Origin of the sequence: Janthinobacterium sp. SUN118 (assembly GCF_030397695.1) — a bacterium.
GTDB lineage: Bacteria > Pseudomonadota > Gammaproteobacteria > Burkholderiales > Burkholderiaceae_D > Janthinobacterium.
Genome location: NZ_JAPUBV010000002.1, coordinates 587450 through 613558 on the forward strand (window position 1 = coordinate 587450; position 26109 = coordinate 613558).

A 26109-nucleotide genomic window follows, 5' to 3' on the forward strand; every position below is an offset into this window, starting at 1 on the left:
TTTTACCTATGCTCGGCCTTTCCCATCCCTGTTTCATTGCCCTGTGGAGTAGCCATGCCCTTCCCGCAACTAGCGACACCAACCGGCGCCCTGCTGGCCGCCTGCCTGTTCACCTTCGCACCCGGCATCGCGCATGCCGTCACCGCCACCACGGCCAAGGCGCAGGCCGCCGCAACGGGCGACGCGCCCGCCCTGCCCGCCTACCAGGCCGACCTGAGTCAGACGACCGTTTCCGGCCTGTCCTCGGGCGCCTTCATGGCGGCGCAATTTGCCGTCGCCTATTCATCCACCGTGACCGGCGCCGGCATCATCGCGGGCGGCCCGTATTTCTGCTCGGGCCAGCCGGGCAGCTTCCCCTACATCCCCTACCTGACGAACGCCCTGGGCACCTGCATGAATCCGGATTCCGCGCACGTCGCGCCGCCCGTGGCCAGCGAATTGCTGCGCGCGGCGAACGATTTCGCGCGCGCCCGCCTGATCGACGATACGGCCAACCTGAAACGCCAGCGCGTGTATCTGTTCAGCGGAACGAAAGACCAGACCGTGACGCGGCCGGTGGTGGAGCAGGTGGGGAAATTCTATGAACTGGCGGGCACGCCGACGGCGCAAATCCGCTTCGTCGACACCGTCAATGCGGGCCATGCCATCATCACCGACAACAACCAGGACAAGGCCTGCGATGTGACGGCGTCGCCGTTCATCAACGACTGCGACTTCGTGCAGGCGCGCGACATCCTGCAGCACCTGTACCCGGACCTGCTGCCCTCGTCGACCACCCTGACGGGCAAGCTGATTTCCTTCAACCAGCGCAGCTTCATCCGGAACTCGTACTCGAGCATGAACAACACGGCCTACGCCTACATTCCGAAAGCGTGCGACAGCGAAAGCTGCCGCGTGCACGTGGTCTTCCACGGCTGCCTGCAAACGACGCAGGCGATCGGCAACCGGTTCTACACCAGCACCGGCTACAACCAGGTGGCCGACGCCAACAAGATCATCGTGCTGTATCCGCAGGCCGAGCCGAGCCCCGTCTTCCCCTACAACCCGAAAGGCTGCTGGGATTTCTGGGGCTATACCAGCCTCAACCCCCTCGATCCGAATTTCTACACCCGCAGCGGCACGCAGATGGATGCGGTCAAGCGCATGCTGGAACGTCTGGGAGCGGCGCGCAACAGCCGTCAATAACGACCGTCGCGGATACTGGCGCAAAGCGTGGCGCGCGGTGCCGGGGCTGTATCGCCGTCCGGAAAGCGCGCCGCGCAGCAGCGTCAATCAAGCATCGATACCGCCCATGCAGATGTACTTGATGACCAGGTAGTCTTCGATACCGTAGGTCGACCCTTCGCGGCCCAGGCCCGATTGCTTGACGCCGCCGAAGGGCGCGATCTCGTTCGAGATCAGGCCCGTGTTGACGCCGACCATGCCCGTTTCCAGGCCTTCGGCCACGCGCCAGATGCGGCCGATGTCGCGCGAATAGAAGTAGGCGGCCAGGCCAAATTCCGTGTTGTTGGCCAGGGCCACGACTTCATCGTCCGTCTTGAAGCGGAACAGCGGCGCCAGCGGGCCGAAGGTTTCCTCGGTGGCCACGCGCATGTCGTTCGTCACGTCGGCGATGATGGTCGGCTCGAAGAAGCCATTGCCCAGCGCGTGGCGCTTGCCGCCGGCCAGCAGGCGACCGCCCTTGGCCAGCGCGTCGGCCACGTGCTCTTCCACCTTGGCGACGGCCTTGCCATCGATCAGCGGACCTTGCGTGACGCCCGCCTCGATGCCGTTGCCGACCTTCAGCTTGGCCACGGCCGCCACCAGTTTTTCGGCGAACGCTTCATACACGCCGTCCTGCACGTACAGGCGGTTGGCGCAGACGCAGGTCTGGCCCGCGTTGCGGTATTTCGAGGCGATGGCGCCTTCCACGGCCGCATCGAGGTCGGCGTCGTCGAAGACGATGAACGGCGCATTGCCGCCCAGTTCCAGCGACAGTTTCTTGATCGTCGGCGCGCATTGCTCGGCCAGCAGGCGGCCCACCTGGGTCGACCCCGTAAACGTCAGCTTGCGCACGATCGGATTCGACGTCATCTCGCCGCCGATGTCTTTCGGCGCGCCGGTGACGATGCTGAACACGCCCGCAGGCACGCCCGCGCGCTCGGCCAGCACGGCCAGCGCCAGCGCGGAAAACGGCGTCGCTTCGGCAGGTTTCAAGACCATCGGGCAGCCGGCGGCCAGGGCCGGGCCGACTTTGCGCGTGATCATGGCGGCGGGGAAATTCCACGGCGTGATGGCGGCGCACACGCCGATCGGCTCCTTGGTCACCACCAGGCGGCGGTCCGGCCATGGCGACTGCAGGGTATCACCGGAGACGCGCTTGCCCTCTTCGGCAAACCATTCGATGAACGAGGCGCCGAACTGCACCTCGCCCTTCGCCTCGGGCAGCGGCTTGCCCTGCTCGGTGGTCATGATGAGGGCCAGGTCGTCGGCGTTTTCCAGGATCAGGTCATGCCAGCGGCGCAGCACGGCCGCGCGCTCCTTGGCCGTCTTCTTGCGCCAGGCTGGCCAGGCGGCGTTGGCCGCTTCGATGGCGCGGCGCGTCTCGGCTGCGCCCATCAGGGGCACCGTGCCGATATGCTCGCCGGTGGCGGGATTGCTCACATTAATCGTCTGGCCAGCGTCGGCGTCAACCCAGGCTCCGTTCAAGTAAGCCTGGTGACGCAACAAGGTTGGATCTTTCAACTGCAGCATATGGATCTCCGGTCTGGTTTGAATTATCGACGGGGGATACTATGCCACAGCGCGGCCGATTTCGCAGGCGCGGCGCGGATTTACTCGACCTTGAAAGACGACAGCTTCGGGTCGGGCGGCGGATAGGCCAGCTTCATGCCCTGCAGGGTTTCCAGCAGCAACGAGGCCACCACCAGGTTGCGCTGGGTCTTGGAATTCGACGGCACCACATACCAGGGCGCATGGTCGGCATCGGTCTCGCGGATCGCCGTTTCATAGGCGCGCTGGTACGCATCCCACTTCTTGCGCTGGGCGATATCGTTGGGATCGAACTTCCACTGGCGGTCCGGATCGTCGAGCCTTTCCTGCAGCCGCCCGCGCTGCTCGTCCTTCGAGATATGCAGGAAGATCTTCAGGATGACGGTGCCCGTTTCGCTCAGCATGCGCTCGAAATCGCGGATCTGCGCATAGCGGCGCTGGCATTCGGCCTTGTCGATCATGTCCTGCACGCGCGTGATCAGCACATCCTCGTAGTGGCTGCGGTTGAAGATGGCAATCTCACCCTTCACCGGCACGTGCTGGTGCACGCGCCACAGGTAATCGTGCGCCAGTTCGATATCGGTCGGCCCCTTGAACGCCACGGCGCGGATGCCCATCGGGTTGATATTGCTGAAGATGGCCTTCACCGTGCCATCCTTGCCCGAGGTATCCATGCCCTGCAGGACCAGCAGCACTTTTTTCTTGTGCTGCGCGTACAGCATGCTCTGGCACTCGGCGATCTGCGCCGTCAACGCCACGGTTTCCTCGCGATCGATGGCCTTGCACTGGGCTGGCGTCAGTTTTTTATTCGCCGCCTTGGTGGCGGCGCCCAGCAAGCGCTTGCCCGCAACATCCTCGTGCAGATCGAAGTCCTTGCCCGCACGGAACTGCGTGCGCGCCTTCATGCCGCCACCGCCAGCTTGCGGTGCTCAATTTTTGTGCAGTGGTCCATCACCACGTCCAGCCCCGCCGCCCGCGCCAGTTGGGCCGCCTGCTCGTTGACCACCTCCAGCTGCAGCCACAAACAGCCGGCCTTGACGGCGATGGCTTCCTCGGCGATGGGCAGAATATCTGCCGACTTGCGGAAGCAGTCGACGATATCGATGCGCGCCGGCGCCACGGCCGCTGCGGCCTCGGTCAGGGTAGCGTAGGCACGCTGGCCCAGCACCTGCTGGCCGGCGAGAGCCGGATTGACGGGCAGTACGCAGTAGCCGTGCCGCAGCAGATAATCGGCCACCTCGTGGCTGGCGCGTTCCGGCTTGTCGGACATGCCGACGATGGCGATGATGCGGCTGTCTTGCAGGATGCGGGCGATGTTGGACATATTTTTCTATGGTCAGGCGTGCGACATTGCCCGCCTAGCGTAGCAGATTCCCGGTCCGGCGGGAGCTAGCCTGAAGACCTAGGCGTACGCACGGCCGCCATCTTCGCCACGAAGGCTTGCGCGCGCGCCGTCACGGCCGCATAGTCGCCCGTGGCGCCCGGGCCACTCAGGCTGCTGCCGATGCCCACCGCCACGGCGCCGCTGGCAAACCAGTCGCCCAGGTTCTCCACGGTGACGCCGCCCGTCGGCATCAACGGCGCTTGCGGCAGCGGTGCGCGCAGGGCCTTGATGTAGGCGGGGCCGAACATCTCGGCGGGGAAGACCTTGACGATGTCGGCGCCCGCCTGCAGGGCCGTGACGATTTCCGTCGGCGTCATCGCGCCCGGCATGGCCAGCACCTGGTAGCGCTGGCACAGGCGTATGGTGTCCACGTTCACGCCGGGCGAGATGATGAACTGGGCGCCGGCCAGGATGGCCGCGCGCGCCGTCTCGGCGTCGAGCACGGTGCCCGCGCCCAGCAGCACCTCGTCTCCATGGCGTTCGCGCAGGGTGCGCAGCACGCCCAGGGTATCGGGCGTGGTAAACGCCACTTCCAATGCCGTGATGCCGCCGGCGATGCATGCCTCGGCAATCTGCAGCGCCGCATCGGGCGCACCGGCGCGCACGATGCCCACCATGCCCCGCTCGATGATGGCCTGGAAAACCGTATGCTTGTCCATGTCTCTCTCCTGTCAGGCCGGCAGCGCTGCAAAGCGCACTTCCGGCAGGCCGCGCACGCCAGGCTGGCGCGCATGGAACAAGCCGCCGGCCAGCGGTTCGCGCTGCAGCTGCTCCGGCGTCAGCGTTTCCTGCGCCGTCGTCACAAACAGCTCGTCATAGTCGGGACCGCCCAGGCTCACGCAACTGGGTTGCGACACGGGCAGGCTGACCTTGCGCTCGACGCTGCCGTCCGGCGCGAAGCGCAAGACCCTGCCCGCGCCCCACTGCGCGCTCCACAGGTGGTCGTGGGCATCGATGGTGGCGCCATCGGCCGCGCCGGGCCCCGGATCGAGCACGGCAAACACGCGCACCTGGCTGGCGTCGCCACCGAGGTAGTCATCCCAGCGATAGATCGCCTTCTTCATCGAATCGCAAAAATACATGGCCGTGCCATCGACGCTGAAGCAGATGCTGTTCGAAATGGCGATGCGCGGCAGCGGCAGCCGTTCCAGGGTCAGGTCCAGGTTGAGACGGTAGAAGCTGGCGATGGCGTCGCGGCACGGGCGTTCATCCAGCGTGCCGAAGACAAAGCGTCCCTGGCGGTCGCAGCGGCCATCGTTCAGGCGCGTCATGGGCAAGTCCCCCTCCACCGTGTGCAAGGGCGTGACGGCCCCGCTACGCGCGTCAAACCATGCCAGACGCGAAGCCAGTCCCAGCAGCAGCACGTCGGCACTGTCCGTCAGGGCGAAGCAGGCCAGGCGCTCGGGCATGTCCCAGCTCTGGCGCTCGCCCGTCGCCAGGTGCAGCGCATGCAGCCGGCAGCCTTCGATATTCGTCCAGAAAACGCGGCCGCTGCGTTCGCACCAGCGCACGCCCTCGCCGAGATAATCCTGTGCATCGACCAGCAATTGAGCCTGTGTCCCCATCATTTTTCCTTTAACTATGTATAACGCATGATGCAACCGTCACGAGCGGAAGTCCGTTGTGGCCGAGACGCGCAACGGCGCTTAGCACGGGGCCGCCGAGGCAGTGGGCATCGAGGCCGCAAATGACGACGCGCAGCAGGTCTGATCGTGCGCTATCAATGCGATTCGCGTGGAACGGCAGAACCGCGGCAGCCGACGAGGAAATCCAGGTCTGCGCCTTCGTCGGCCTGCGTCACGTGCTTGATGTACATCGACTGGTAGCCGCCCTTCATGGCCGGCACCGGCGCCCGCCATTGCGCGCGGCGGCGCGCCAGTTCGGCCTCGTCGACGTCCAGATGCAGGCGCCGGCCTTCCACATCGAGCTCGATCATGTCGCCATCGCGTACCAGCGCCAGCGTGCCGCCCACGGCCGCTTCCGGCGCCACGTGCAGCACCACCGTGCCATACGCCGTGCCGCTCATGCGCGCATCCGAGATGCGCACCATGTCGCGCACGCCCTGCTCCAGCAGTTTTTTCGGCAATCCCATGTTGCCCACTTCCGCCATGCCCGGATAACCCTGCGGGCCGCAATTTTGCAGCACCATCACGCAATCCGCGTCGATGTCGAGGGCCGGATCGTCGATGCGCTGTTTATAGTGTTCGATGCTGTTGAAGACGACGGCGCGGCCACGGTGCTGCATCAGCGCGGGCGAGGCGGCCGACGGCTTGATGACGGCGCCGCGCGGCGCCAAATTGCCATGCAGGATGGCGATGCCGCCCTCTTCCTTGAACGGCTGCGCCAGCGGTGTGATCACGTGCGGATTGAAGTTTTCCGCCTCGGCCACGTTGACGGCAATGGTAGCGCCCGTCACCGTCAGCGCCTCGCCATGCAGCTTGCCCAGCAAGTCGCGCATGATCACGGGCAGGCCGCCCGCATAGTAAAAATCCTCCATCAGGTACTGGCCCGACGGCATCAGGTTCAGCAGGCACGGGATGTCGCGTCCCAGGCGGTCCCAGTCGCCCAGCTGCATGTCCACGCCGATGCGTCCCGCGATGGCCAGCAGATGGATCACTGCATTGGTCGAGCCGCCGATGGCGCCATTGACCATGATGGCGTTTTCAAACGCGGCGCGCGTGAGGATCTGCGACAGCTTCAGGTCTTCCGCGACCATGCCGACGATGCGCCGGCCCGTCAATTGGGCCTGCAGCCTGCGGCGCGCATCGACGGCGGGAATGGCCGCGTTGCCGGGCAGGGTCACGCCCAGCGCTTCGACCATGCTGGCCATGGTGGAAGCCGTGCCCATCGTCATGCAGTGGCCGGAAGAGCGCGACATGCACGACTCGGCCTCGCGGAACTGCGCCTGCGTCATGCGCCCGGCGCGCACGTCCTCGGAAAACTTCCACACGTCCGTGCCCGAGCCGATGGGCTGGCCACGGTAATTGCCGTTGAGCATGGGGCCGCCCGACAGCACGATGGTGGGCAAGTCGACGCTGGCCGCGCCCATCAGCAGCGCCGGCGTCGTCTTGTCGCAGCCCGTCAGCAGCACCACGCCGTCGATCGGGTTGGCGCGGATCGATTCTTCCACATCCATGCTGGCCAGGTTACGGAACAGCATGGCCGTGGGACGCAGGTTCGATTCGCCCAGCGACATGACGGGAAACTCGACGGGAAAGCCGCCCGCTTCCAGCACGCCCTTCTTGACCGCTTCGGCCAGGTCGCGGAAATGGCCATTGCAGGGCGTCAGCTCGGACCAGGTATTGCAGATGCCGATCACGGGCCGGCCATCGAAGGCGTCGCTCGGGTAGCCCTGGTTCTTCATCCAGCTGCGGTGAATGAAACTGTCCTTGTCGTCGCCGCCAAACCACGCGTGCGAACGCAGCGGGCGCTTCGTTTTCAGCTCGCTCATGCGGCCTCCCGCAGTGGAATCAAGCCGCGCGCGGCGGCGATCAGCAGGGCGCCATGGCCCGCCATGTTCGCTTGCTGTGCGTCGTCGACGACGATGCGCTTGCCATAAAAGAAGCCGTGTTCCTCGATCAGCAGGGTCAGCGCCTGGCGCAGCATCGGCTTGCCCGTGATGACGAGCGTGGTGTCCGGCCGCATCTGGATGGCCGTGCTGTTGCGCAGCGCCAGCAGGTCGCCGCTGAGCACGGCGCCCATCAGGAAATTGGCCCGTTCATTGCGTTCGACGGCGCTGAACTGGCCAAGGGTGCGCACGCTGAAACAGGCGCGCGCCAATCCCGTCTTCTGCGCCGCGACGGCGCCGGCCAGCAGCATCTTCGGCACCAGCACGTCGGCAAATTCGCCGTCGAGCGACTGGCGGATCAGGGTGTGCTGCGAAATGGCTTGCAGCAGCTCGCCGGCAATCGTGGTGGCGCAGCCGAGGATGCGGCCCTGCTCGTCCACGCTGACCAGTTTGGTATGCGAGCCGGGCATGATCAGCGTGGCGGCGCCGCGCAACTGCAACCGCTGCAGCAGGCCGACGACTTCCGTTTCCTCGCCGCGCATCATGTCCATCGCTTCGACGTTATGCAGGCCGATGGCGCCATGCTGGTTGCGCACGCCGGGGATCAGCCACAGGGGCTGCGCCAGCACATCGGGCAAATCCACCGCCTGCATGGCTTGCGCCAGCTGCGCCAGGCCGGCCGGCGCCGGCACATGCGGCACTTCCTGCACGCCCATCGGGGAACTGATCATGCCTGACGCCAGCACCAGCTCCACGGCGGACGGCGCGATGCCGGCGCTGGCCAGCACGCTGGCCATGGTCTCGCGCAGCGCCTGTTTCAGCGCGCCGTTATGGCCGTCGATGGCCGTATTGCGCACGCCCGTTTCCTGCTGCGCCTGGGCGACGACAAGGCCGTCGCGCCATAGCAGGGTACGCGTATTGGTGGTGCCGGCATCGATGGTGACTATATTCATGGGCAGGTTCGCAGCGTCGGTAAAGGAAGAAAAAAGGGGGAAAAACTACCTCATGGTAGAACTGCCCCGCATATCTGACCAATCACTTATTTAGCGCCATTGATATCGGTTCCGATATGTCAAAGGCCTCGATATCCTGTACCCCCAAACGGTAGAGCAAAGTGGCCCGCGCCGCCCGACCCGGCTGCAGTTCCAGGTCTTGCGCGGCCAGGCAGATGCCGCCCACGTCCGAGCGCAGCTGCAGGCCCGCTTGCGCGCTGGAGTAACGCAGGACCCGGCCCGAGGCGGGGTCGGCGACGCGGGCGGCCTCCTGCAGCCGGCCGCCGCCCGCCAGGAAAAAATCATGCCGGAAGCCCTCTTGCCCCGCCAGTGCCGGCCAGGCGAGGCGCGCGCCGAGCGGCGCGGGCTGGCGAAAGTCAAAGGCGCTGCCGGCCACGTCGTGCGGTCCGCCCTGCGCCGCGCCGCCTGGCCGGTAGCGGTCGGCGGCCAGGCGCAGCACATGGTCGCCCACGCCCGCGCCGCGCCCCTGCAGGTTGAACGACGGCGCCGGCAGGCCGATGCAAAAAACGCCGTCGGCCACGGCCTCGCATTCGATGCGCAGGCTGCCGTCGTCACTCAATTGATAGTGCAGGCGGACGCACAGGCCTTCGCGCGACAGGTGCAAGCGCAGGCTGGCGTCGGCAGCGTCCTCGCACTGCCAGCCCGCCTGCCGGTGCGCGGCGTGGGGCGAGACAGCCAGCACATCGGCCATGCGCCCATAGCGGTCCGGCGCCCACCAGGACTGCAGTCCGGCATCATGGCCGCTGACCGCCACGCGCATGCCGCGCCCATTGCGCAGGACGTGCGGCGCCGTCACGCCGCGGACTCGCAGGCAGGCGGGGGCCGGCTGCGCTGCTGGAATTCGCGCGGCGTGCAGCCGAGTTCACGCTTGAAGACGGCATGCATGTACTGCACCGTCGTAAAGCCGCAGCGCACGGCCACCTCGGCCACCTGTCCCGGCTCGCGCGCCAGCAGGGTCTTGGCCGCATCGAGCTTGAAATGCAGGATTTCGTCATGCACGCTGCGTCCCAGCTCCTGCCGGAAGTGTGCTTCCAGCGACGAGCGCGATACTCCAACGTAATCGGCCACCTGCTCCGTCTTGATGCCCTGGCAGGCGTACTGGCGGATGAAATGGCGCGCCTGCATCACCTGCGGGTGCTGGAAAGGCTGGTGGCGCGTCGACGCCAGCACGTTCAGGCCGGCCGGCGGCACGAGAATGCGCGTGCCGGACAGGCGCACGCCATTGAGCATCTGGTGCAGCAGGTGCGCCGCCGTGCGGCCCATTTCCTCCGTGCCCTGGATCACGGAACTGAGGGGGATGCGCGTGAGCATGCGCGCCAGCGGATCGTTGTCGATGCCGATCAGCGCCACCTGCTCGGGCACGGCGATCCCCGCATGCATGCAGGCCTGCAGCAGCTGGCGCGCGCGCGCATCGCTGACGGCGATGATGCCAACGGGCTTTTCCAGGCTGTTCAACCAGGCGATCAGCTGCTCCACCGCCTCGTTCCACGAGGGCGCGCTGGTGGCCAGGCCACGGTACACGTCGGCGCGCATGTGGTCGCGCTGCATCAGCGCGCAAAACGCCGTTTCGCGCTCTTGCGCCCAGCGGTTGACGTCCGCCTCGGGCAGGCTGAAACAGGCGAAGCGCGTCAGTCCCGCTTCGACCAGGTGGTCGTAGGCCAGCTTGACGATTTTCAGGTTGTCGGTCGCCACGTAAGGGATGCCGACCGGGTAGTCTTCCTCGCGCGCATACGAGCTGCCGATGGCCACCACGGGCACATTGCTGTGCGCCAGCGCAGCGCAGACGGCGGGATCGTCGAAGTCGGCGATGATGCCGTCGCCCTGCCAATGCTCGATGCCGGGCAGGCGGCAGCGAAAATCCTCTTCCAGGAACAGGTCCCAGGACACGCGCGTGGTGTTCAGGTAGGCGGCGATGCCCGCGATGATGTCGCGGTCATAGATTTTATTCCCGTTAAACAGCAGCGCGATCCGGTGCGCGGTCGGCATCTTCATGTTGATGTCTCCTCCATGTGGCAGCCGGAACGTATCTTCGTCCCTGGCCGCGCGGCGTAGTCTGGCCTTTCGGGGCGTCCCCTTAGCGGCGTCCGGCACGCGTGCTGACGTCGACCCACACGGCCAGGGTGAGGATACTGCCTTTCACGATCATCTGCCAGTAGGTGTCCACGTCCAGCATGGACATGCCGTTATCGAGGCTGGCCATCACCAGGGCGCCGATCAGGGCACCGTACACCGTGCCCGAGCCGCCGCGCATCGAAGTGCCGCCGATGAAGCAGGCGGCGATGGCATCGAGTTCGCTGAAGGTGCCGGCCGAGGGCGAGCCGGCCGCCAGGCGGCCCGTGTTGATCAGGCCCGCCAGTGCGCACATCAGCCCCATGATGCCGAAGATCCACAGCTTGACGGCTTTCACATTGATGCCGGACAGGCGCGTCGCCTCCATATTGCTGCCCACGGCGTAGATGCGGCGGCCGAACACGGTCTGGCTGGTGATGTAGCTGAACAGGCCCAGCAGCGCCAGCAACAGCAGCACCGGCAGCGGGATGCCCTCGTAGCCATTCAGGGTCTGCACGAAGGCGTACAGCACGGCGCCGATGACGGCCAGGCGCAGGCCATCCATCCACGCCGCCGTCTGCGGCAAGCCATGCCGCGCGCGGCCGGCGCGCGCGCGCCACGTCAGGAAGGCGGCCAGCAGGAACAGGCCGATGCCGAGCGCGATGCCGGGCACCGCAGGCAGGTAGCCCTGTCCCAGGTACACCAATGGTTCGGAGACGGGCGCGATCGTGATGCCGCCCGTGATGCCGAGCAGGATGCCGCGATACGCGAGCATGCCGCCCAGGCCAACGATGAAGGACGGAATGCCGCGGTACGCCGTCAGATAGCCGTTGAGCAGGCCGATCACCAGGCCGCAGCCGAGAACCGCCGCCAGGTTCAGCGCCAGCGGCCAGTGCTGCGTCACGTCCAGCACGGCGGCGATGCCGCCCAACAGCCCCAGCAGGGAGCCGATCGACAGGTCGATCTCGCCGGCGATAATCACCAGCACCATGCCGCAGGCGAGGATGCCGGTGACGGACATCTGGCGCAGCAGGTTCGACAGGTTGCGCGGCGTGAGGAAGCTGCCCTCCGTCTTCCACGAAAAGAAGGCCCAGATCAGGGCGACCGCGGTCAGCAGGGCCAGCATCTTGTATTGGGTGAACAGCTGTTTGATACTGTGCGGTTTCATGCGGCAGATTCCTTGTGGTCGGTATTGGCGCCTGGCGCCGGACGCTGGTCCAGCGCCGCTGCCAGCACGGTTTCCTGGCTCAGGCCCTCGTTGATAAAGTCGCCGCGCAACCGGCCTTCGCCCATCACCAGCACGCGGTCGGACACGCCCAGCACTTCGGCCAGCTCCGACGAGACCATGATGATGGCCACGCCCTGGTCGGCCAGCGCCAGCATCAATTTGTAGATTTCATATTTGGCGCCCACGTCGACGCCGCGCGTGGGCTCGTCGAGGATCAGCACGCGCGGACGCGTCAGCAGCATCTTCGCCAGCACGGCCTTTTGCTGGTTGCCGCCCGACAGACTCGTAATCGGCAGCGACGGGCTGGCCGCCTTCAGTTCCAGCTGCGCGATCTCGCCGCGCACGGCCGCCAGTTCCGCCTCGCCGTCGATGCGCGTGGCGCGCGCGAATTCCTCCAGCACGGCCAGGGTGATGTTCTGCCCCACGTCGAGGTCGGGCACGATGCCGTGGTGCTTGCGGTCTTCCGGCACCATGGCCAGTCCCATGGCGATGGCCTTTTGCGGCGAGCTGGTGTCGATACGACGTCCGTCCAGCCACACTTCGGCCTGGCAAGGCCCCTGGTAGGCGCCGAACAGGGCCGACACGAGTTCCGTGCGCCCCGCCCCCACCAGCCCGGCGATGCCGAGGATTTCGCCGCGGCGCAGGCTGAACGAGACATCGTCGACGCGCTTGCGCTGCGGGTTGTCGGCGTCGATGCAGCTCACGTGGCGCGCCTCGAACAGCACCTCGCCGATCGCCGCCTTTTTCTCCGCCGAGCGCTGCGGATACAGCTGGCTCATTTCGCGGCCCACCATCTGCGCGATGATGCGCTCCACATTCATCTGCGCCATGGGCGTGGTGGCGATATGCTTGCCGTCGCGGATGACGACGATGGTGTCGCAGATGGCCGCCACTTCATCGAGCTTGTGCGAAATGTAGATGCAGGTGACGCCCTTGGCTTTCAGGGCGCGCAGGATATCGAGCAGCACGGCGATTTCCGAGGCCGTCAGCGATGACGATGGCTCGTCGAGGATCAGCAGTCGTGCATTCTTGTTGAGCGCCTTGGCGATCTCCACCAGCTGCTGGTGGCCGCCGCCGTAATTCATCACGGGCAGCGCCACGTTCAGTTCGGGAATCTTCAATTCGCGCAGCAGTTCGTCGGCGCGCTGGTACATGGCCGCATAGTGCATGCGCCCGCCGGGCAGGGTGATCTCGCGGCCCATGAAGATATTCTCGGCTACCGACAGCTGCGGCACCAGCATCAATTCCTGGTGGATGATGATGATGCCGGCGCTTTCCGTGTCGCGGATCGATCCGGCGCGCAGCGGCTGGCCATCCCACAGGATCTCGCCATCCCAGCTGCCATGCGGATAGACGCCGGACAGCACCTTCATCAGGGTCGACTTGCCGGCGCCATTCTCGCCGCACAGGCCGATGCATTCGCCAGCCCGCACCTGCAGGTCGATGCCGTCGAGCGCGCGGACACCGCCAAACTGTTTGACGATGCCTTTCATTTCAAGCAGATAGTCGGACATGCTCACTCTCGTTGCGGATACGGGGGGAAATGTCGGATTACGCTACGCTAATCCGACCTACCGGCCGATATACGGGCTGACGTAGGTCGGGTTAGCGCGCAGCGCGTCACCGGACATTGCGCGGCGAATCAGTTACCCAGCTGCGCCTTGGTATAGAAGCCGTCATCGACGAGAATGTTTACGTTCGCCTTGGTCAGCGGCGTCGGTTTCAGCAGCACGGTGCTGACTTTTTTCAGGCCGTTGTCATAGCTCGAGTTATAGGCCGGCTTTTCATTGCGCGCCAGTTGCACGGCCAGCCTGGCCGCTTCGGCGGCGATGGTTTTCAGCGGCTTGTAGACGGTCATCGCCTGCGTGCCGGCGATGACGCGTTTCACCGCCGCCAGGTCGGCATCCTGGCCCGAAACCGGTACCTTGCCGGCCAGTTTTTGCGCGGCCAGCGCCTGGATGGCGCCGCCGGCCGTGCCGTCGTTCGAAGCGACGATGGCGTCGATCTTGTTGTTATTGGCCGTCAGCGCGTTTTCCACGATGGACAGCGCTTCCGACGCGCTCCAGTCCTTCACCCACTGCTGGCCGACGACCTTGATGTCGCCCTTGTCGATATACGGCTTCAAGACCTTCAGCTGGCCTTCGCGCAGCATCTTGGCGTTGTTGTCCGTCGGCGCGCCGCCCAGCAGGTAGTAATTGCCCTTCGGCTGCAGCTTGACGACGCCCTCGGCCTGCATTTCGCCCACTTTCTCGTTATCGAACGAGATGTACGCGTCGATATCGGCGTTCAGGATCAGGCGGTCATACGACAGCACCTTGATGCCGGCCTTCTTTGCTTCCTTGATGGTGTTGTTGAGGACCGTGGCGTTGAACGGCACGATCACCAGCACGTCCACGCCGCGCGAAATCAGGTTTTCGATCTGCGAAATCTGGCGCTGCTCGCTGGCGTCGGCCGACTGCACGAAGACCTTGGCGCCCTGCTTTTCAGCGGCGGCGATGAAGAAATCGCGGTCGCGCGTCCAGCGCTCGACGCGCAAGTCGTCGATGGAAAAGCCGATCTTCGGGTTTTTCGCATCGGCCAGGGCGGCGCTGCTGCTCAACGCCAGCATGGCGGTCATGATGGCTGCACTGATGATCTTGTTCATTACGTGTCTCCTTGTTGGATTTTTTAACTACGTTTTTTTAACTGCGGGGTACAACGAACAACAAATAAACTAGTGATTGTGGCGTGGCAGCGTCTGCCCCACGGCGCGGTATTTCAGCGCCAGCTCCATGCAGGCCCCCGTTTCCAGCTGACCCACGCTGGCACGGTAGAGCTCCTGCCACGGCGTGGCGCTGTCGTTGATCGGCGGCGGCAACTCCTGGGCGCGGCGCGCCAGCTCAACGCTGTCGACCAGCATGTCGCAGCGGCCCGCAGTCAAATCGACGCGGATGACATCGCCCGTGCGCAGCAGCGCCAGGCCACCGCCCACCGCGCTTTCCGGCGAGGCGTTCAGGATCGAGGGGCTGTCCGAAGTACCCGACTGGCGCCCGTCGCCGAGGGTCGGCAAATTCAGGATGCCCGCCTTGAGCAGCGCGTCTGGCGGCTGCATGTTGACCACTTCGGCCGAGCCGGGCCAACCGACAGGACCGGCGCCGCGCATGACCAGCATGCAGCCGTCGTCGATGGCGAGAGCCGGATCGTTGATGCGCGCGTGATAGTCGGCCGAACCGTCAAAGACGATGGCGCGCGCCTCGAACACGCCTTCGCTGCCGGGATGCGACAGGTAACGCTCACGGAAAGCGGGCGAGATCACGCTGGTCTTCATGATGGCGAAATCGAACAGGTTGCCCCGCAGCGCCATGAAACCGGCCTTGTCCTTCAGCGGGGCGGCAAACGGGCGGATCATCTCGCGGTCCGCGCTTTCGCGCCCGGCCAGGTTGGCCGCCATGCTCTGCCCCGTGACAGTGGGACGCTCGGCGTGCAGCAGACCCGCCTTGAGCAGCTCCCACATCACGGCCGGCACGCCGCCGGCGCGGTGGAAGCGTTCGCCCAGGTATTTCCCGGCAGGCTGCATGTTCAGCAGCAGCGGCACGTCGTAGCCATGTGCCATCCAGTCGCTCGAATGCAGTTCCACGCCGGCGTGGCGGGCCATCGCCATCAGGTGCGGCTGGGCGTTGGTGGAGCCGCCAATGGCGGCGTTGACGATGATCGCGTCCAAAAACGCTGCACGCGTGAGGATGCTCGACGGACGCATGTCGTCATGCGCCATGCCGACGATGCGGCGCCCCGTTTCATAGGCGATCTGGCCCCGTTCGCGGTACGGCGCGGGGATGGCCGAACAACCTGTCAGCGACATGCCCAGGGCCTCGGCCAGCGCATTCATGGTCGATGCCGTGCCCATGGTGTTGCAGTGACCGGCCGATGGCGCCGAGGCCGCGGCGATCTGCAGGAATTTGTCATTGTCGATCAAGCCTGCAGAGAGCTGGCGGCGGCCCTTCCAGATGGCGGCGCCCGATCCCACCAGTTCGCCGTCCATCCAGCCATCGAGCATGGGGCCGCCCGACAGCACGATGGCGGGGATGTCCACCGTGGCGGCGGCCATCAGCTGGGCCGGCGTCGTCTTGTCGCAGCCCGTCGTCAGCACCACGGCGTCGATCGGATAGCCGTGCAGGATTTCCACCAGGCCCAGGTAGGCCAGGTTGCGGTCCAGCGCGGCCGTGGGACGGCGGCAGTTTTCGAAGATCGGGTGCAGCGGGAATTCCATCGGGATGCCGCCCGCGTCGCGGATGCCGTCGCGCACGCGCTGCGCCAGCTCCAGGTGTATGCGGTTGCAAGGGCTAATATCGCTGCCGCTTTGCGCGATGCCGATGATGGGCCGGCCCGAACGCAGCTCCTCGGCCGTGATGCCGTAGTTCATGAAGCGCTCGAGGTACAGCGCCGTCATGTCGATGTGGTCGGGATTGTCGAACCAGTCCTGCGAGCGGAAGCGCCGCGCCTGGCGATGGCTGGGGGTACTCATGCGCCGTACCAGCCCGCGTCGACATAGTATTCGCGCCCCGCGCACTTGGCGGCGTTATCCGACGCCAGGAACAGCGCCAGCGCCGCCACGTCGTGCGGCTCGACGCGCGCCTGCAGGCATTGCCCCTGCAGGATCACGGCTTCCGCTTCCGGCGTGTGCCAGAGCTTTTCCTGGCGCGGCGTGCGCACGGCGCCGGGAATGATGCAGTTGACGCGGATGCCGTGCACGCCCAGGTCGCGTGCCAGGCCGCGCGTCAAGCCTTCGATGCCGGCTTTCGCCGTCATGTAGATCGACAGGTTCGCCTGCGCCAGGTGCCAGGAAATCGAGCCCAGGTTCAGGATCACGCCGCCGCCCTTGGCGCGCATGGCAGGCGCCACCGCCTGCGCGCAGAAGTACTGGTGACGCAGGTTGACGGCGATGCGCTCGTCCCAGTAGGCGGGCGTGACGTCCTGCAGCTGGTGGCGGTCGTCATTGGCCGCGTTGTTGATGAGGATATCGGTGGCGCCGCTGGCGTGTTCGATCTCGGCGAAGGTGGCGGCCAGCGCCCCCAGGTCCGTCAGGTCGCAATAGCGGAAGCGCGGCGGATGCGGCAGGTGCGCCAGTTTTTCTTCCAGCGCGCGCGAAGGTTCGCTGGCGATGTCGAGAAAGGTGACATGGGCGCCCTGGCGCGCGAACGCTTCGACGATGGCCACGCCGATACCGGTGCCGCCGCCCGTGATGACGACGCGCTGCCTGGCCAGGCTGGGATAGGTTGCATGCTGCATGGTGTCTCTCGTTATAAGAAATGGGGAAATCAGGCAAGGCCGCGCTGGGCCAGGCTCTGGTACAGCGCGCGCACGCCAAACGTCCAGGGGGGAATGGCGTCGCAGCGCTGCACTTCGTTGACCAGCGCGCCGAGCGAGGCGCTGGCGATGGTGACCCTGTCGCCCAGGTGGTGCGTGAAGCCGCCGCCCTGCACGTCGCGGTCCTGCACGGGCGAGAACATGGTGCCTAAAAACAGCATGAAGCCGTCCGGATACTGGTGATACTGGCCCGCCGTCTGGCGTACCAGGTCCAGCGGGTCGCGGCTGATCTCGCGCATGAAGCTGGCGCCTTCAAGCACAAAACCGTCGTCCGCGCCCTCGATCAGCAGCGACACTTCCGCCTGGCGCACGGTATCGAGCGTGAAGCCTTCGTCGAACAGGCGGATGAAGGGGCCGATGGCGCAGGAACCGTTGTTATCCTTGGCCTTGCCCAGCAGGAGCGCGCTGCGCCCTTCGATATCGCGCAGGTTGACGTCGTTGCCCAAGGTCGCTCCCAGCACCTGGCCGCAGCTGTTGACGGCCAGGACGATCTCCGGCTCCGGATTGTTCCAGGCGGACGACGGCAGCAAGCCCACCTGCGCGCCGCAGCCGACGGACGACATGGCTTGCGCCTTGGTGAATACCTCCGCATCGGGACCGATGCCCACTTCCATGTATTGCGACCAGGCGCCGCGCTGCTGCAATTGCTGCTTCAATCGCTGCGCCGCCTGCGAACCGGGGCGCAGCGCGGACAGGTCGCTGCCCAGCGTGGCTTGCAGCGCCGTGCGCAGGCTGGCGGCACGCGCCGCATCGCCGCCCGCCTGTTCTTCGATCACGCGCTCGAGCAGGCTGACGGCGAACGTCACGCCGCAGGCCTTGACGGCTTGCAGGTCGCATGGCGCCAGCAGCAGCGGCTGGGCACCAGGGGCCACCCGCAGCGCCTGTTCCAGCAAATCCTGCACGGGGCCGAGCGCGATACCGGGTGCATGGCGGGCGATGTCGAGCGCATCGTCGCGCTCGAACAGCCCGGCCACCGTTGCCGCCGTTGGCGTGATGTCGACCACCTCGCCGCCGCGCACGGCGACGACGCAGGGACCATCGCGCCAGATGCGGCCGATCAGGGTGGCTTGCGCAAGGTCGGCAGGCAGCAGGGAGGCGGGGGAAATCGGCAGCATGGCAGCTTTCAAAAATTCGTCATCGGAGGGCTGGGCATCAAGTCCGGACCGATTCTGCGCGCCGGCATGGGCCACCGCAATTACGAAAATCACCAAATTGCATGATGATTATTGGTATTGCGGCGCAGCAAAAATAGCCCCGGCAGGCGCGCATTTGCCAGCTGTTTTTCGCCGCCGGGGCGGGAGCAATGGCGCAGCGCATCAATCGTCGCCGCGATATCGTTTTGGATATCGGCAACACGAAAAAAGTGATTGGTGGGGCAGGTATGGACAAACTAGTATCAGCCGTGGCCTGCTTTCGGCCATCCGCACGGAGCCGGCCCACACAGACCGCGACCCTGGCACCTTCAACTATCAAAGACGGTGGAGACCTGAAAATGAAAACAACAATGAAAATGCTGGCTGCGAGCCTGGTGCTGGCCATGTCCGGCATGGCAATCGTGCCGACGGCGAGTGCCGCCGACAAGGGCGCCATCGGCATTTCGATGCCGACCAAATCCTCGATGCGCTGGATCGCCGACGGCGACAACATGGTCAAGGTATTCAAGGAGCGCGGCTACAAGACCGACCTGCAGTTTGCCGACGACGATATCCCGAACCAGCTGGCGCAAGTGGAAAACATGATCACCAAGGGCGCCAAGGTGCTGGTGATCGCCGCCATCGACGGCACCACCCTGTCGAACGTGCTGCAAAAGGCGGCCGACAAGGGCATCAAGGTGATCTCGTATGACCGCCTGATCCGCGGCACGAAGAACATCGATTACTACGCCACCTTCGACAACTTCCAGGTCGGCGTGCTGCAGGCGGCCTACATCGAGAATGCGCTGGGCCTGAAACAGGGCAAGGGCCCGTTCAACATCGAACTGTTCGGCGGCTCGGCCGACGACAATAACGCGCATTTCTTCTACAACGGCGCGCTGTCGGTGCTCAAGCCGTATATCGACAGCGGCAAGCTGGTGGTACGCTCGAAGCAGATGGGCATGGACAAGGTCGCGACCCTGCGCTGGGATGGCGCCGTGGCGCAGGCGCGCATGGATAACCTGCTCAGCGCCTATTACGGCAATGCGCGCGTCGATGCCGTGCTGTCGCCATATGACGGCTTGAGCATCGGCATCCTGTCGTCGCTGAAGGGCGTCGGCTACGGCACGCCGAAGCAGCCCTTCCCCGTCGTGACCGGCCAGGATGCCGAAATCCCGTCCGTCAAATCGATCATCCGCGGCGAACAATCCTCGACCGTGTTCAAGGATACGCGCGAGCTGGCCAAGGTGACGGCCAACATGGTCGACGCGATGATGAGCGGTAAAACGCCCACCGTCAACGATACCAAGACCTATAACAATGGCATCAAGGTGGTGCCATCGTTCCTGTTGAAACCGGTCACCGTCGACAAGGCGAACTGGAAGCAGGTACTGGTCACGGGCAGCGGCTACTACACCGAAGCGCAGGTGAAATAAGCGGTACCGCAGGCCTGGCGACGCCGGGCCTGTCGCTTCACGCACGATCCAGAACAAGACTGCCGCACCGCCGGCGCGCCAAGCAGCGCGCGGCCGTGCCAGAGAGGTAATATGACCAACACTATCCTGGAAATGCGCGGGATACGCAAAACGTTCCCGGGCGTCGTGGCACTCGACAATGTCAACCTGCGGGTGCGCAGCGGCGAAATCCATGCCATCGTGGGCGAAAACGGCGCCGGCAAATCCACCTTGATGAAGGTGCTGAGCGGAGTCTACGGCCATGGCAGCTACACGGGCGACATCGACTACCAGGGCCAGACCCGGCACTTTCGCGGCATCAAGGACAGCGAGGAAATCGGCATCATCATCATCCATCAGGAACTGGCGCTGGTGCCGCTGCTGTCGATCGCCGAGAATATCTTCCTCGGCAACGAGCCGGCAAAAATGGGCGTCATCGACTGGGAACATGCGCAAAGCCGCACGCGCGAACTGCTGCAGAAAGTCGGCCTGAAGGAGTCGCCCGACACCCTGATCACCAACCTGGGCGTGGGCAAGCAGCAGCTGATCGAAATCGCCAAGGCGCTGTGCAAGGACGTCAAGCTGCTGATCCTCGACGAGCCGACGGCCAGCCTGAACGAAAGCGACAGCGCGGCCCTGCTCGACCTGCTGCTGGACCTGAAAGCGCAGGGCATCGCGTCGATCCTGATCTCGCACAAGCTCAACGAGATTTCGCGCGTCGCCGACGCCATCACGGTGCTGCGCGACGGCAACACCGTCGACAGCTTCGACTGCCGGCTGGAACCCGTCAGCGAAGACCGCATCATCGAGAAAATGGTCGGGCGCGAGATGGCCGACCGCTACCCGCCACGCACGCCCAGCATCGGCGACACCATTTTCGAAGTGCGCGACTGGCGCGTGTTCCATCCCGAGCACGCGGAACGCGCCGTCATCAAGGGCATCAACCTGCACGCCAAAAAGGGCGAGATCATCGGCATCGCCGGCTTGATGGGATCCGGGCGCACGGAGCTGGCGATGAGCATTTTCGGGCGCGCCTACGGCCAGCGCATCAGCGGCACGGTGCTCAAGAATGGCCAGGAAATCGACGTCAGCACCATCGGCAAGGCCATCGCGCACGGCCTCGCGTATGTCACGGAAGACCGCAAGGGCCTGGGCCTGATCCTCGAGGAAGACATCAAGAAAAACACCAGCCTGGCCAACCTGGATGCGGTGTCGACCCGCACGGTCATCGACGAGGCGCGCGAATTCGGCGTGGCCGACGATTTCCGCCGCAAGCTGAAGATCCGCTGCTCGAGCATCCTGCAAAAAGTGGTCAATCTGTCCGGCGGCAACCAGCAGAAAGTGGTGCTGGCGAAGTGGCTGTTTTCACGCCCCGACATCCTGATCCTCGATGAACCGAGCCGCGGCATCGACGTCGGCGCCAAATACGAGATCTACAGCATCATCAGCGAGCTGGCCGCCGAAGGCAAATGCATCATCATGATTTCCTCGGAAATGCCGGAATTGCTGGGCATGTGCGACCGGATATACGTCATGAACGAAGGCCGTTTCGCGGCCGAACTCAGCGCAGCAGAAGCGTCGCAGGAACGCATCATGCGCGCCATCGTCACACACGGAGAACACCATGGACAATAAACTGACAGCGGGACAGGCGGTGCCTGCCGCCGCTCCCGCAGCCGAGCAGCAGGCGAAAAGCTACGCCGGCTTTTTGAAGAACAACATGCGCGACTACGGCATGCTGCTCTCCCTGATCGCCATCATGGGCTTTTTCCAGTACATGACCGACGGCACCCTGATGCAGCCGCTGAACCTGACGAACCTGGTACTGCAAAACAGCTATATCGTCATCATGGCGCTGGGCATGCTGATGGTCATCGTGGCCGGCCATATCGATTTGTCGGTCGGCTCGGTGGTCGGCTTCGTCGGCGCGCTGGCGGCCGTGCTGATCGTCAATTACCACATGAACTTTGTCGCCGCCAGCATCCTCTGCCTGCTGGCCGGCGCCGTCATCGGCGGCGCGCAAGGCTATTTTGTCGCCTTCTTCAAGATCCCTTCCTTCATCGTCACGCTGGCCGGCATGCTGGTGTTCAAGGGCCTGACCCTGGCGCTGCTGGCGGGCCAGTCGGTCGGCCCCTTCCCGGAAGGCTTCCAGATGCTCAGCTCGGGCTTCCTGCCCGACCCGTTCGGCGGAGAAAACCTGCGCGGCTTTTCGCTGCTGCTGGGCGTGATCGCCGCCGCGGCGCTGATTGCCACCTCGCTGCGCAGCCGCGCCAAGCAGATCCGGCACGGCATGGAAAACGAGCCGCGCGCCTTCTTCCTGCTGAAAAACGGTATCTTCGCCGCCGTGATGGTGTATTTCAGCTACCTTCTGGCGTCGTACCGCGGTTTTCCCAACGTGCTGGCCGTGATGTCGGTGCTCATCGTCGCCTACACTTTCATCACCAACCGCACGGTGCTGGGCCGCCGCGTCTACGCCGTCGGCGGCAACGAGAAGGCGGCGCGCCTGTCGGGCATCAAGACGGAGCGCGTGAGCTTCTACACCTTCGTCAACATGGGCATGCTGGCCGCGCTGGCCGGCCTGATCTTCGCCGCGCGCCTGAATACGGCCACGCCGAAAGCGGGCACCGGCTTCGAGCTGGACGTCATCGCCGCCTGCTTCATCGGCGGCGCCTCCGCCTCGGGCGGCGTGGGCAAGGTGATGGGGGCCGTGATCGGCGCCTTCATCATGGGCGTGATGAACAACGGCATGTCCATCATGGGCATCGGTATCGATTACCAGCAGGTGATCAAGGGCCTGGTGCTGCTGGCGGCCGTCTTCATCGACGTCATCAACAAGAACAAGTAGACCGGTTCGAGCCTTAGGGGGCTCCGGCCGGCGCTTGCGCCGGCCTTTTTATATATAACGTCGGACAAAAACGTAGCGAGCAGCGGCAAGTTGTGGCCTAGAAGCGCAGCGGTGCTTTAGCATGGGGCCGCCGAGGCAGTGAGCATCGCAGGCCGCAAATGGCGATGCGCAGCAGCTTATGTCAGACGTTGGCGGCCAGGCGGGCCGCGCGGTCGCCCCACCATGCCGCTTCCTCGAACACGGAAAAGCCCGATAAATCGGCATGCGCGAACAGGATGGCACCCTCGTGCTCGCGCAACGCCTTCAGGCCCGCATTGCTGCGAAAGCCGGGCAGCGGCGCCGCCATGGCGTGGCCGCGCACGGTGATGTCGACCCGTTCGACGCAGCTGGCAAAGTCGCGTCCATACGCCGTTTTCAGGTCGACGCTGGCCAGCGCCAGCAGTTCTTCGGGGCTGGCAGTGTCAAGCCACTTGCGGGCCGCCTGCGGCGTGCGGTCGGACAGGGCCACATAGGCGCTGAAGACGGTTTTCTCGGGCGGGCGCACGCGGATATCCTGGTGCGTGGAGACGACATAGCCAAGGCCCGGCTCCTGGTACACCACATTGTCCCAGCACAGGGGCGCGTGCGGCAATTCGTCGGGAAAACGCTTGAGCAGGAAGTTCGCCACCAGCCACGGCGCATACGCGGGCGTATCGCGTTGCGCGTCAAAGCCATACTCGGCGATGTTGTTGACCACGCGGGCCGCCACATACAGTGGCATGGCACAGATGGCCTTGCGCGCCTTGACCAGGTAGGTGCGCGGCTGGCCGTCGACCAGTTCCAGGCACAGCGCTTCCACGCCCTGGTCCGTCGTCTGCACGGAGACCACCGTGCCGCTCTTGCGCCGCACGCCAGAAGCCTGCTCCATGGCCGTGGCCACGGGCTGCATGCCGCCCGGCCAGGTCAGCCAGGCGCCATTGCCGGCATTCGCCGCCTGGCCCCAGCGGCTGCAATAGTAGTGCAGGCCGGCCCAGGCCGAGACCTGGTCGTAGCGCGTGCCGTAATCGTCGCGGCAGCAGTAATTCAGGTACCAGTGCAGGGTGGGCGAGGTATAGCCTTCGCGCTCCATCCATTGTTTCAAGGTGATGGCGTCGAGCGCCTGCCAGGCCGGATCCTGCGACGATTCCACGGTGGGAAAGACGAACACGCGCTTGCCGTCATTGCCGCGCACCTGGCGCAGGCGCCGCACCTCGGCAAAGAAGCGCTCGTGCTGCGCCAGTTCCTCGGCCGGCACGCCTTCGGTGGGAATGAAGCCGTCCTGCCAGTGGCCATTGAACAGCAGGCGCTCTTCCGGCGCATGCAGGATGTAGCGTTCGTCGTAGTACGGCTTTTCCGCCTGCGGATCGCGCTGGATAATCCCCAGGTCGTACAGGATTTCGCGCACATGCGTCGATTCGGGCGACGGCAACGGCAAATAGTGGCCGCCCGTGGGGTAGGCCAGGTCGCCGAAATGACCGCCGGCCGCGTTGCCATACGGCTGCGGCCCGTCGATCATGAGGAAATCCTGGTGCCCCAGCTTGTTCAACCGCCACGCCGCCGTCAGGCCCGCGATGCCGGAGCCGAGGATGGCCACGTCGGCAGTGACGGTCTCGGTGGGCGCCGGCAGCGCGCTGCGCTCGCGCAGCAGCTTGCGCAGATAGTGGCCCTCCTCGCGGCCCGGATACAGCACCCTGGGCGTGACTTCCTGCCAGCGCAGCCAGGCGCCGATGCTGCCGACGCCGGCGGCCGACGCCGTGGCGCCGGCGGCGGCCCACAGCAGGAAGGAGCGGCGCCGCATCAGCGGATCACCCGGTTCCAGTCCTGCTCGAATTCATGCACGAGCGACTGGGTGTTGAGGCGATTCGGCGCCATCGGCAGCGGCTGCATGTCGGGCGGGAAGATGAACATCTCGCGCGTGGTGTCCGCATTCAGGTAGCGCATCGGCAGGCGGTAGCTGGTCGGCGGCACGTAATCGAGCTGCGGCGAGGCGAGAATAAAGCCCCATTCGCCGAACGAGGGCACGTAGGCGTGGTAGGGCCAGGTGCGCATGCCTACTTCGCGCAGGGTGGAATTGATGGTCCAGTAGGCATGCGGAGCAAAGAACGGCGACGTCGATTGCACCACCATCAAGCCCTTGGCCGCCAGGTGCTTCTTCACCAGGTCGTAGAACGGCACGGAATACAGTTTACCGAGCGCGAAGCTGGACGGATCGGGGAAATCGACGATGGCCGCGTCGAACATATCCTGGTTGTTGCGCAGCCAGACGGCGGCGTCCGCATTGACGACGGTGACGCGCTTGTCGGAGAACGAACGATTATTCAGCTTGGCCAGTTCCGGGCGCGTGGTAAACGCGGCCGTCATGGCAGGATCGAGGTCCACCACGGTGACGTGTTCGATCTGTGGATAACGGAGGATTTCGCGCAGCGCCAGGCCGTCGCCGCCGCCCAGCACCAGCACGCGGCGCGCCCACGGCAACGCTTCCATCACCGGATGCACGAGCGCCTCATGGTAGCGGTATTCGTCGCGCGAAGAAAACTGCAGGTTGCCGTTGATGTACAGGCGCGTATCGTCCTTCCAGCGCGTGATCACCAGGCGCTGGTAGGGCGTGGTGGTGGAATACACGATCTGGTCGCCGAACAGCCCGTGTTCGCCCCAGGCCACCATGCGGTCCGACATGGCGAATCCGGCGACCAGCAGCAGCATCACGGCGCAGGCGCGCAGGAAGCGGCCCGTCAGGTTCTTCAGCTCCGCGCGGAACACGTAAATCGTCCACAAGCCCACGCCCACGTTGAGCATGCCGAACAAGAATCCCGTGCGCACCAGGCCCAGATAGGGCGACAGCACCAGCGGAAACAGCAAGGAGACGGCCAGCGCGCCCAGGTAATCGAAGGTCAGCACGCGGCTGACCAGTTCAGAAAACTCCGTCTGGCGCGAATTCAAGGCGCGCATCACCAGCGGCACTTCCATGCCGACCAGTGCGCCGATCAGGAACACCATCACATACAATAAGGTACGAAACGGCGCCGCCATCCATGAGAAGGTCATGAACAGGATGGCGGCCGACAGGCCGCCGATCAGCCCCACGGCCATCTCGATGTCGACGAAGCGCGAGAGCACGTCCTCGTCCTTCACATACTTGGAAAAGTGAGCACCCACACCCATGGCAAACAAGTAACAGCCGATGATGGTGGAAAACTGCAGGATGGAGTCGCCGAGCAGGTAGCTGGACATGGCGCCGGCGATCAGCTCATAGGCGAGGCCGCAGGAGGCGACCACGAAGACGGACAAAATCAGAATCTTTTTGTTCATGGGGCTTTTTTTGTTCTAATATGCTTTGACGTTATTAACTTGCTCATGCGTTGCTCGCCTCGGCCTTGATCTGC

Annotated in this window: 21 protein-coding genes; 4 read left to right on the forward strand and 17 right to left on the reverse strand. The window is 65.0% G+C overall.

Annotated features, from left to right (window positions below; all coding sequences use genetic code 11):
• Positions 1-54: 54 nt before the first annotated feature.
• Positions 55-1185 (forward strand): poly(3-hydroxybutyrate) depolymerase, encoded by a 1131-nt coding sequence (locus O0880_RS18320; protein ID WP_289887928.1) that lies wholly within the window; start codon positions 55-57, stop codon positions 1183-1185.
• A gap of 87 nt (positions 1186-1272) precedes the next feature.
• Here the strand turns inward: O0880_RS18320 and gabD are convergent, their stop codons facing one another.
• The 15 genes from gabD to O0880_RS18395 all read right to left on the reverse strand — a co-directional run bounded on the left by gabD (position 1273) and on the right by O0880_RS18395 (position 18391).
• Complete coding sequence (gene gabD / locus O0880_RS18325; RefSeq protein WP_071325879.1) at positions 1273-2733, reverse strand: NADP-dependent succinate-semialdehyde dehydrogenase; 1461 nt, start codon at positions 2731-2733, stop codon at positions 1273-1275.
• Between the two features lie 80 nt (positions 2734-2813).
• The gene (locus O0880_RS18330; protein WP_156894982.1) at positions 2814-3656 is read right to left on the reverse strand and encodes a PPK2 family polyphosphate kinase; all 843 of its coding nucleotides are present in this window, start codon (positions 3654-3656) and stop codon (positions 2814-2816) included.
• Complete coding sequence (locus O0880_RS18335) at positions 3653-4075, reverse strand: CoA-binding protein (RefSeq protein WP_289887929.1); 423 nt, start codon at positions 4073-4075, stop codon at positions 3653-3655. The genes O0880_RS18330 and O0880_RS18335 overlap by 4 nt, the downstream gene beginning before the upstream one ends.
• Positions 4076-4140: 65 nt before the next feature.
• A complete protein-coding gene (locus tag O0880_RS18340; RefSeq protein WP_289887930.1) occupies positions 4141-4794 on the reverse strand; it encodes a bifunctional 2-keto-4-hydroxyglutarate aldolase/2-keto-3-deoxy-6-phosphogluconate aldolase in 654 nt (217 codons plus the stop codon).
• A 12-nt stretch (positions 4795-4806) separates the two neighbouring features.
• On the reverse strand, positions 4807-5700 hold the full coding sequence (locus O0880_RS18345; RefSeq protein WP_071325882.1) for an SMP-30/gluconolactonase/LRE family protein: 894 nt from the start codon (positions 5698-5700) through the stop codon (positions 4807-4809).
• Between the two features lie 155 nt (positions 5701-5855).
• Positions 5856-7586: an L-arabinonate dehydratase gene (gene araD, locus O0880_RS18350; protein ID WP_289887931.1), complete on the reverse strand. Its 1731-nt coding sequence runs from the start codon at positions 7584-7586 to the stop codon at positions 5856-5858.
• Positions 7583-8596, reverse strand: a complete 1014-nt coding sequence (locus tag O0880_RS18355; RefSeq protein ID WP_289887932.1) for a 2-dehydro-3-deoxygalactonokinase — start codon at positions 8594-8596, stop codon at positions 7583-7585. Before O0880_RS18355 ends, araD begins: the two co-directional genes overlap by 4 nt.
• 82 nt (positions 8597-8678) lie before the next feature.
• Positions 8679-9452 carry a hypothetical protein gene (locus O0880_RS18360; RefSeq protein ID WP_289887933.1) on the reverse strand — a complete coding sequence of 258 codons (774 nt, stop codon included), beginning with the start codon at positions 9450-9452 and terminating at the stop codon, positions 8679-8681.
• Positions 9449-10648 (reverse strand): DNA-binding transcriptional regulator, encoded by a 1200-nt coding sequence (locus O0880_RS18365; protein ID WP_289887934.1) that lies wholly within the window; start codon positions 10646-10648, stop codon positions 9449-9451. The genes O0880_RS18360 and O0880_RS18365 overlap by 4 nt, the downstream gene beginning before the upstream one ends.
• Positions 10649-10730: 82 nt before the next feature.
• A complete protein-coding gene (locus O0880_RS18370; protein WP_289887935.1) occupies positions 10731-11873 on the reverse strand; it encodes a sugar ABC transporter permease in 1143 nt (380 codons plus the stop codon).
• On the reverse strand, positions 11870-13447 hold the full coding sequence (gene xylG / locus O0880_RS18375) for a D-xylose ABC transporter ATP-binding protein (RefSeq protein ID WP_071325888.1): 1578 nt from the start codon (positions 13445-13447) through the stop codon (positions 11870-11872). Before xylG ends, O0880_RS18370 begins: the two co-directional genes overlap by 4 nt.
• A gap of 128 nt (positions 13448-13575) precedes the next feature.
• Positions 13576-14577, reverse strand: coding sequence for a D-xylose ABC transporter substrate-binding protein (gene xylF / locus O0880_RS18380; RefSeq protein ID WP_289887937.1), 1002 nt, complete (start codon positions 14575-14577; stop codon positions 13576-13578).
• A 69-nt stretch (positions 14578-14646) separates the two neighbouring features.
• A complete protein-coding gene (locus O0880_RS18385; RefSeq protein WP_289887938.1) occupies positions 14647-16434 on the reverse strand; it encodes an IlvD/Edd family dehydratase in 1788 nt (595 codons plus the stop codon).
• The gene (locus tag O0880_RS18390) at positions 16431-17198 is read right to left on the reverse strand and encodes an SDR family oxidoreductase (protein WP_289887939.1); all 768 of its coding nucleotides are present in this window, start codon (positions 17196-17198) and stop codon (positions 16431-16433) included. Before O0880_RS18390 ends, O0880_RS18385 begins: the two co-directional genes overlap by 4 nt.
• 29 nt (positions 17199-17227) lie before the next feature.
• A complete protein-coding gene (locus O0880_RS18395; protein WP_289887940.1) occupies positions 17228-18391 on the reverse strand; it encodes a fumarylacetoacetate hydrolase family protein in 1164 nt (387 codons plus the stop codon).
• 377 nt (positions 18392-18768) lie between these two features.
• Between O0880_RS18395 and chvE the strand changes: the two genes are divergently transcribed.
• From chvE to mmsB, 3 genes are all read left to right on the forward strand, one after another.
• Positions 18769-19845 carry a multiple monosaccharide ABC transporter substrate-binding protein gene (gene chvE / locus O0880_RS18400; RefSeq protein WP_071325893.1) on the forward strand — a complete coding sequence of 359 codons (1077 nt, stop codon included), beginning with the start codon at positions 18769-18771 and terminating at the stop codon, positions 19843-19845.
• 111 nt (positions 19846-19956) lie between these two features.
• Positions 19957-21498, forward strand: a complete 1542-nt coding sequence (gene mmsA, locus O0880_RS18405; RefSeq protein ID WP_289887943.1) for a multiple monosaccharide ABC transporter ATP-binding protein — start codon at positions 19957-19959, stop codon at positions 21496-21498.
• A complete protein-coding gene (gene mmsB / locus O0880_RS18410; RefSeq protein ID WP_289887945.1) occupies positions 21488-22708 on the forward strand; it encodes a multiple monosaccharide ABC transporter permease in 1221 nt (406 codons plus the stop codon). The genes mmsA and mmsB overlap by 11 nt, the downstream gene beginning before the upstream one ends.
• A 181-nt stretch (positions 22709-22889) precedes the next feature.
• On the opposite strand, the gene O0880_RS18415 is transcribed toward mmsB, so the two are convergent.
• Both O0880_RS18415 and O0880_RS18420 read right to left on the reverse strand, forming a co-directional pair.
• Positions 22890-24524 (reverse strand): NAD(P)-binding protein, encoded by a 1635-nt coding sequence (locus tag O0880_RS18415; RefSeq protein ID WP_289887947.1) that lies wholly within the window; start codon positions 24522-24524, stop codon positions 22890-22892.
• Entirely contained in the window at positions 24524-26035 is a 1512-nt protein-coding gene (locus O0880_RS18420; protein ID WP_071325897.1) for a polyamine aminopropyltransferase, read from the reverse strand. The genes O0880_RS18415 and O0880_RS18420 overlap by 1 nt, the downstream gene beginning before the upstream one ends.
• Between the last annotated feature and the right edge of the window lie 74 nt (positions 26036-26109).

Excerpts from the sequence above, each read along its gene's own strand:
- gabD (WP_071325879.1), bottom strand. The coding sequence starts at position 2,733 with ATGCTGCAGTTGAAAGATCCAACCTTGTTGCGTCACCAGGCTTACTTG.
- O0880_RS18335 (WP_289887929.1), bottom strand. The coding sequence starts at position 4,075 with ATGTCCAACATCGCCCGCATCCTGCAAGACAGCCGCATCATCGCCATC.
- O0880_RS18320 (WP_289887928.1), top strand. The coding sequence starts at position 55 with ATGCCCTTCCCGCAACTAGCGACACCAACCGGCGCCCTGCTGGCCGCC.
- O0880_RS18415 (WP_289887947.1), bottom strand. The coding sequence starts at position 24,524 with ATGCGGCGCCGCTCCTTCCTGCTGTGGGCCGCCGCCGGCGCCACGGCG.
- O0880_RS18345 (WP_071325882.1), bottom strand. The coding sequence starts at position 5,700 with ATGGGGACACAGGCTCAATTGCTGGTCGATGCACAGGATTATCTCGGC.
- araD (WP_289887931.1), bottom strand. The coding sequence starts at position 7,586 with ATGAGCGAGCTGAAAACGAAGCGCCCGCTGCGTTCGCACGCGTGGTTT.
- O0880_RS18395 (WP_289887940.1), bottom strand. The coding sequence starts at position 18,391 with ATGCTGCCGATTTCCCCCGCCTCCCTGCTGCCTGCCGACCTTGCGCAA.
- O0880_RS18340 (WP_289887930.1), bottom strand. The coding sequence starts at position 4,794 with ATGGACAAGCATACGGTTTTCCAGGCCATCATCGAGCGGGGCATGGTG.
- xylF (WP_289887937.1), bottom strand. The coding sequence starts at position 14,577 with ATGAACAAGATCATCAGTGCAGCCATCATGACCGCCATGCTGGCGTTG.
- O0880_RS18370 (WP_289887935.1), bottom strand. The coding sequence starts at position 11,873 with ATGAAACCGCACAGTATCAAACAGCTGTTCACCCAATACAAGATGCTG.
- O0880_RS18365 (WP_289887934.1), bottom strand. The coding sequence starts at position 10,648 with ATGAAGATGCCGACCGCGCACCGGATCGCGCTGCTGTTTAACGGGAAT.
- mmsB (WP_289887945.1), top strand. The coding sequence starts at position 21,488 with ATGGACAATAAACTGACAGCGGGACAGGCGGTGCCTGCCGCCGCTCCC.
- chvE (WP_071325893.1), top strand. The coding sequence starts at position 18,769 with ATGAAAACAACAATGAAAATGCTGGCTGCGAGCCTGGTGCTGGCCATG.
- O0880_RS18355 (WP_289887932.1), bottom strand. The coding sequence starts at position 8,596 with ATGAATATAGTCACCATCGATGCCGGCACCACCAATACGCGTACCCTG.
- O0880_RS18330 (WP_156894982.1), bottom strand. The coding sequence starts at position 3,656 with ATGAAGGCGCGCACGCAGTTCCGTGCGGGCAAGGACTTCGATCTGCAC.
- mmsA (WP_289887943.1), top strand. The coding sequence starts at position 19,957 with ATGACCAACACTATCCTGGAAATGCGCGGGATACGCAAAACGTTCCCG.
- O0880_RS18420 (WP_071325897.1), bottom strand. The coding sequence starts at position 26,035 with ATGAACAAAAAGATTCTGATTTTGTCCGTCTTCGTGGTCGCCTCCTGC.
- O0880_RS18385 (WP_289887938.1), bottom strand. The coding sequence starts at position 16,434 with ATGAGTACCCCCAGCCATCGCCAGGCGCGGCGCTTCCGCTCGCAGGAC.
- O0880_RS18390 (WP_289887939.1), bottom strand. The coding sequence starts at position 17,198 with ATGCAGCATGCAACCTATCCCAGCCTGGCCAGGCAGCGCGTCGTCATC.
- xylG (WP_071325888.1), bottom strand. The coding sequence starts at position 13,447 with ATGTCCGACTATCTGCTTGAAATGAAAGGCATCGTCAAACAGTTTGGC.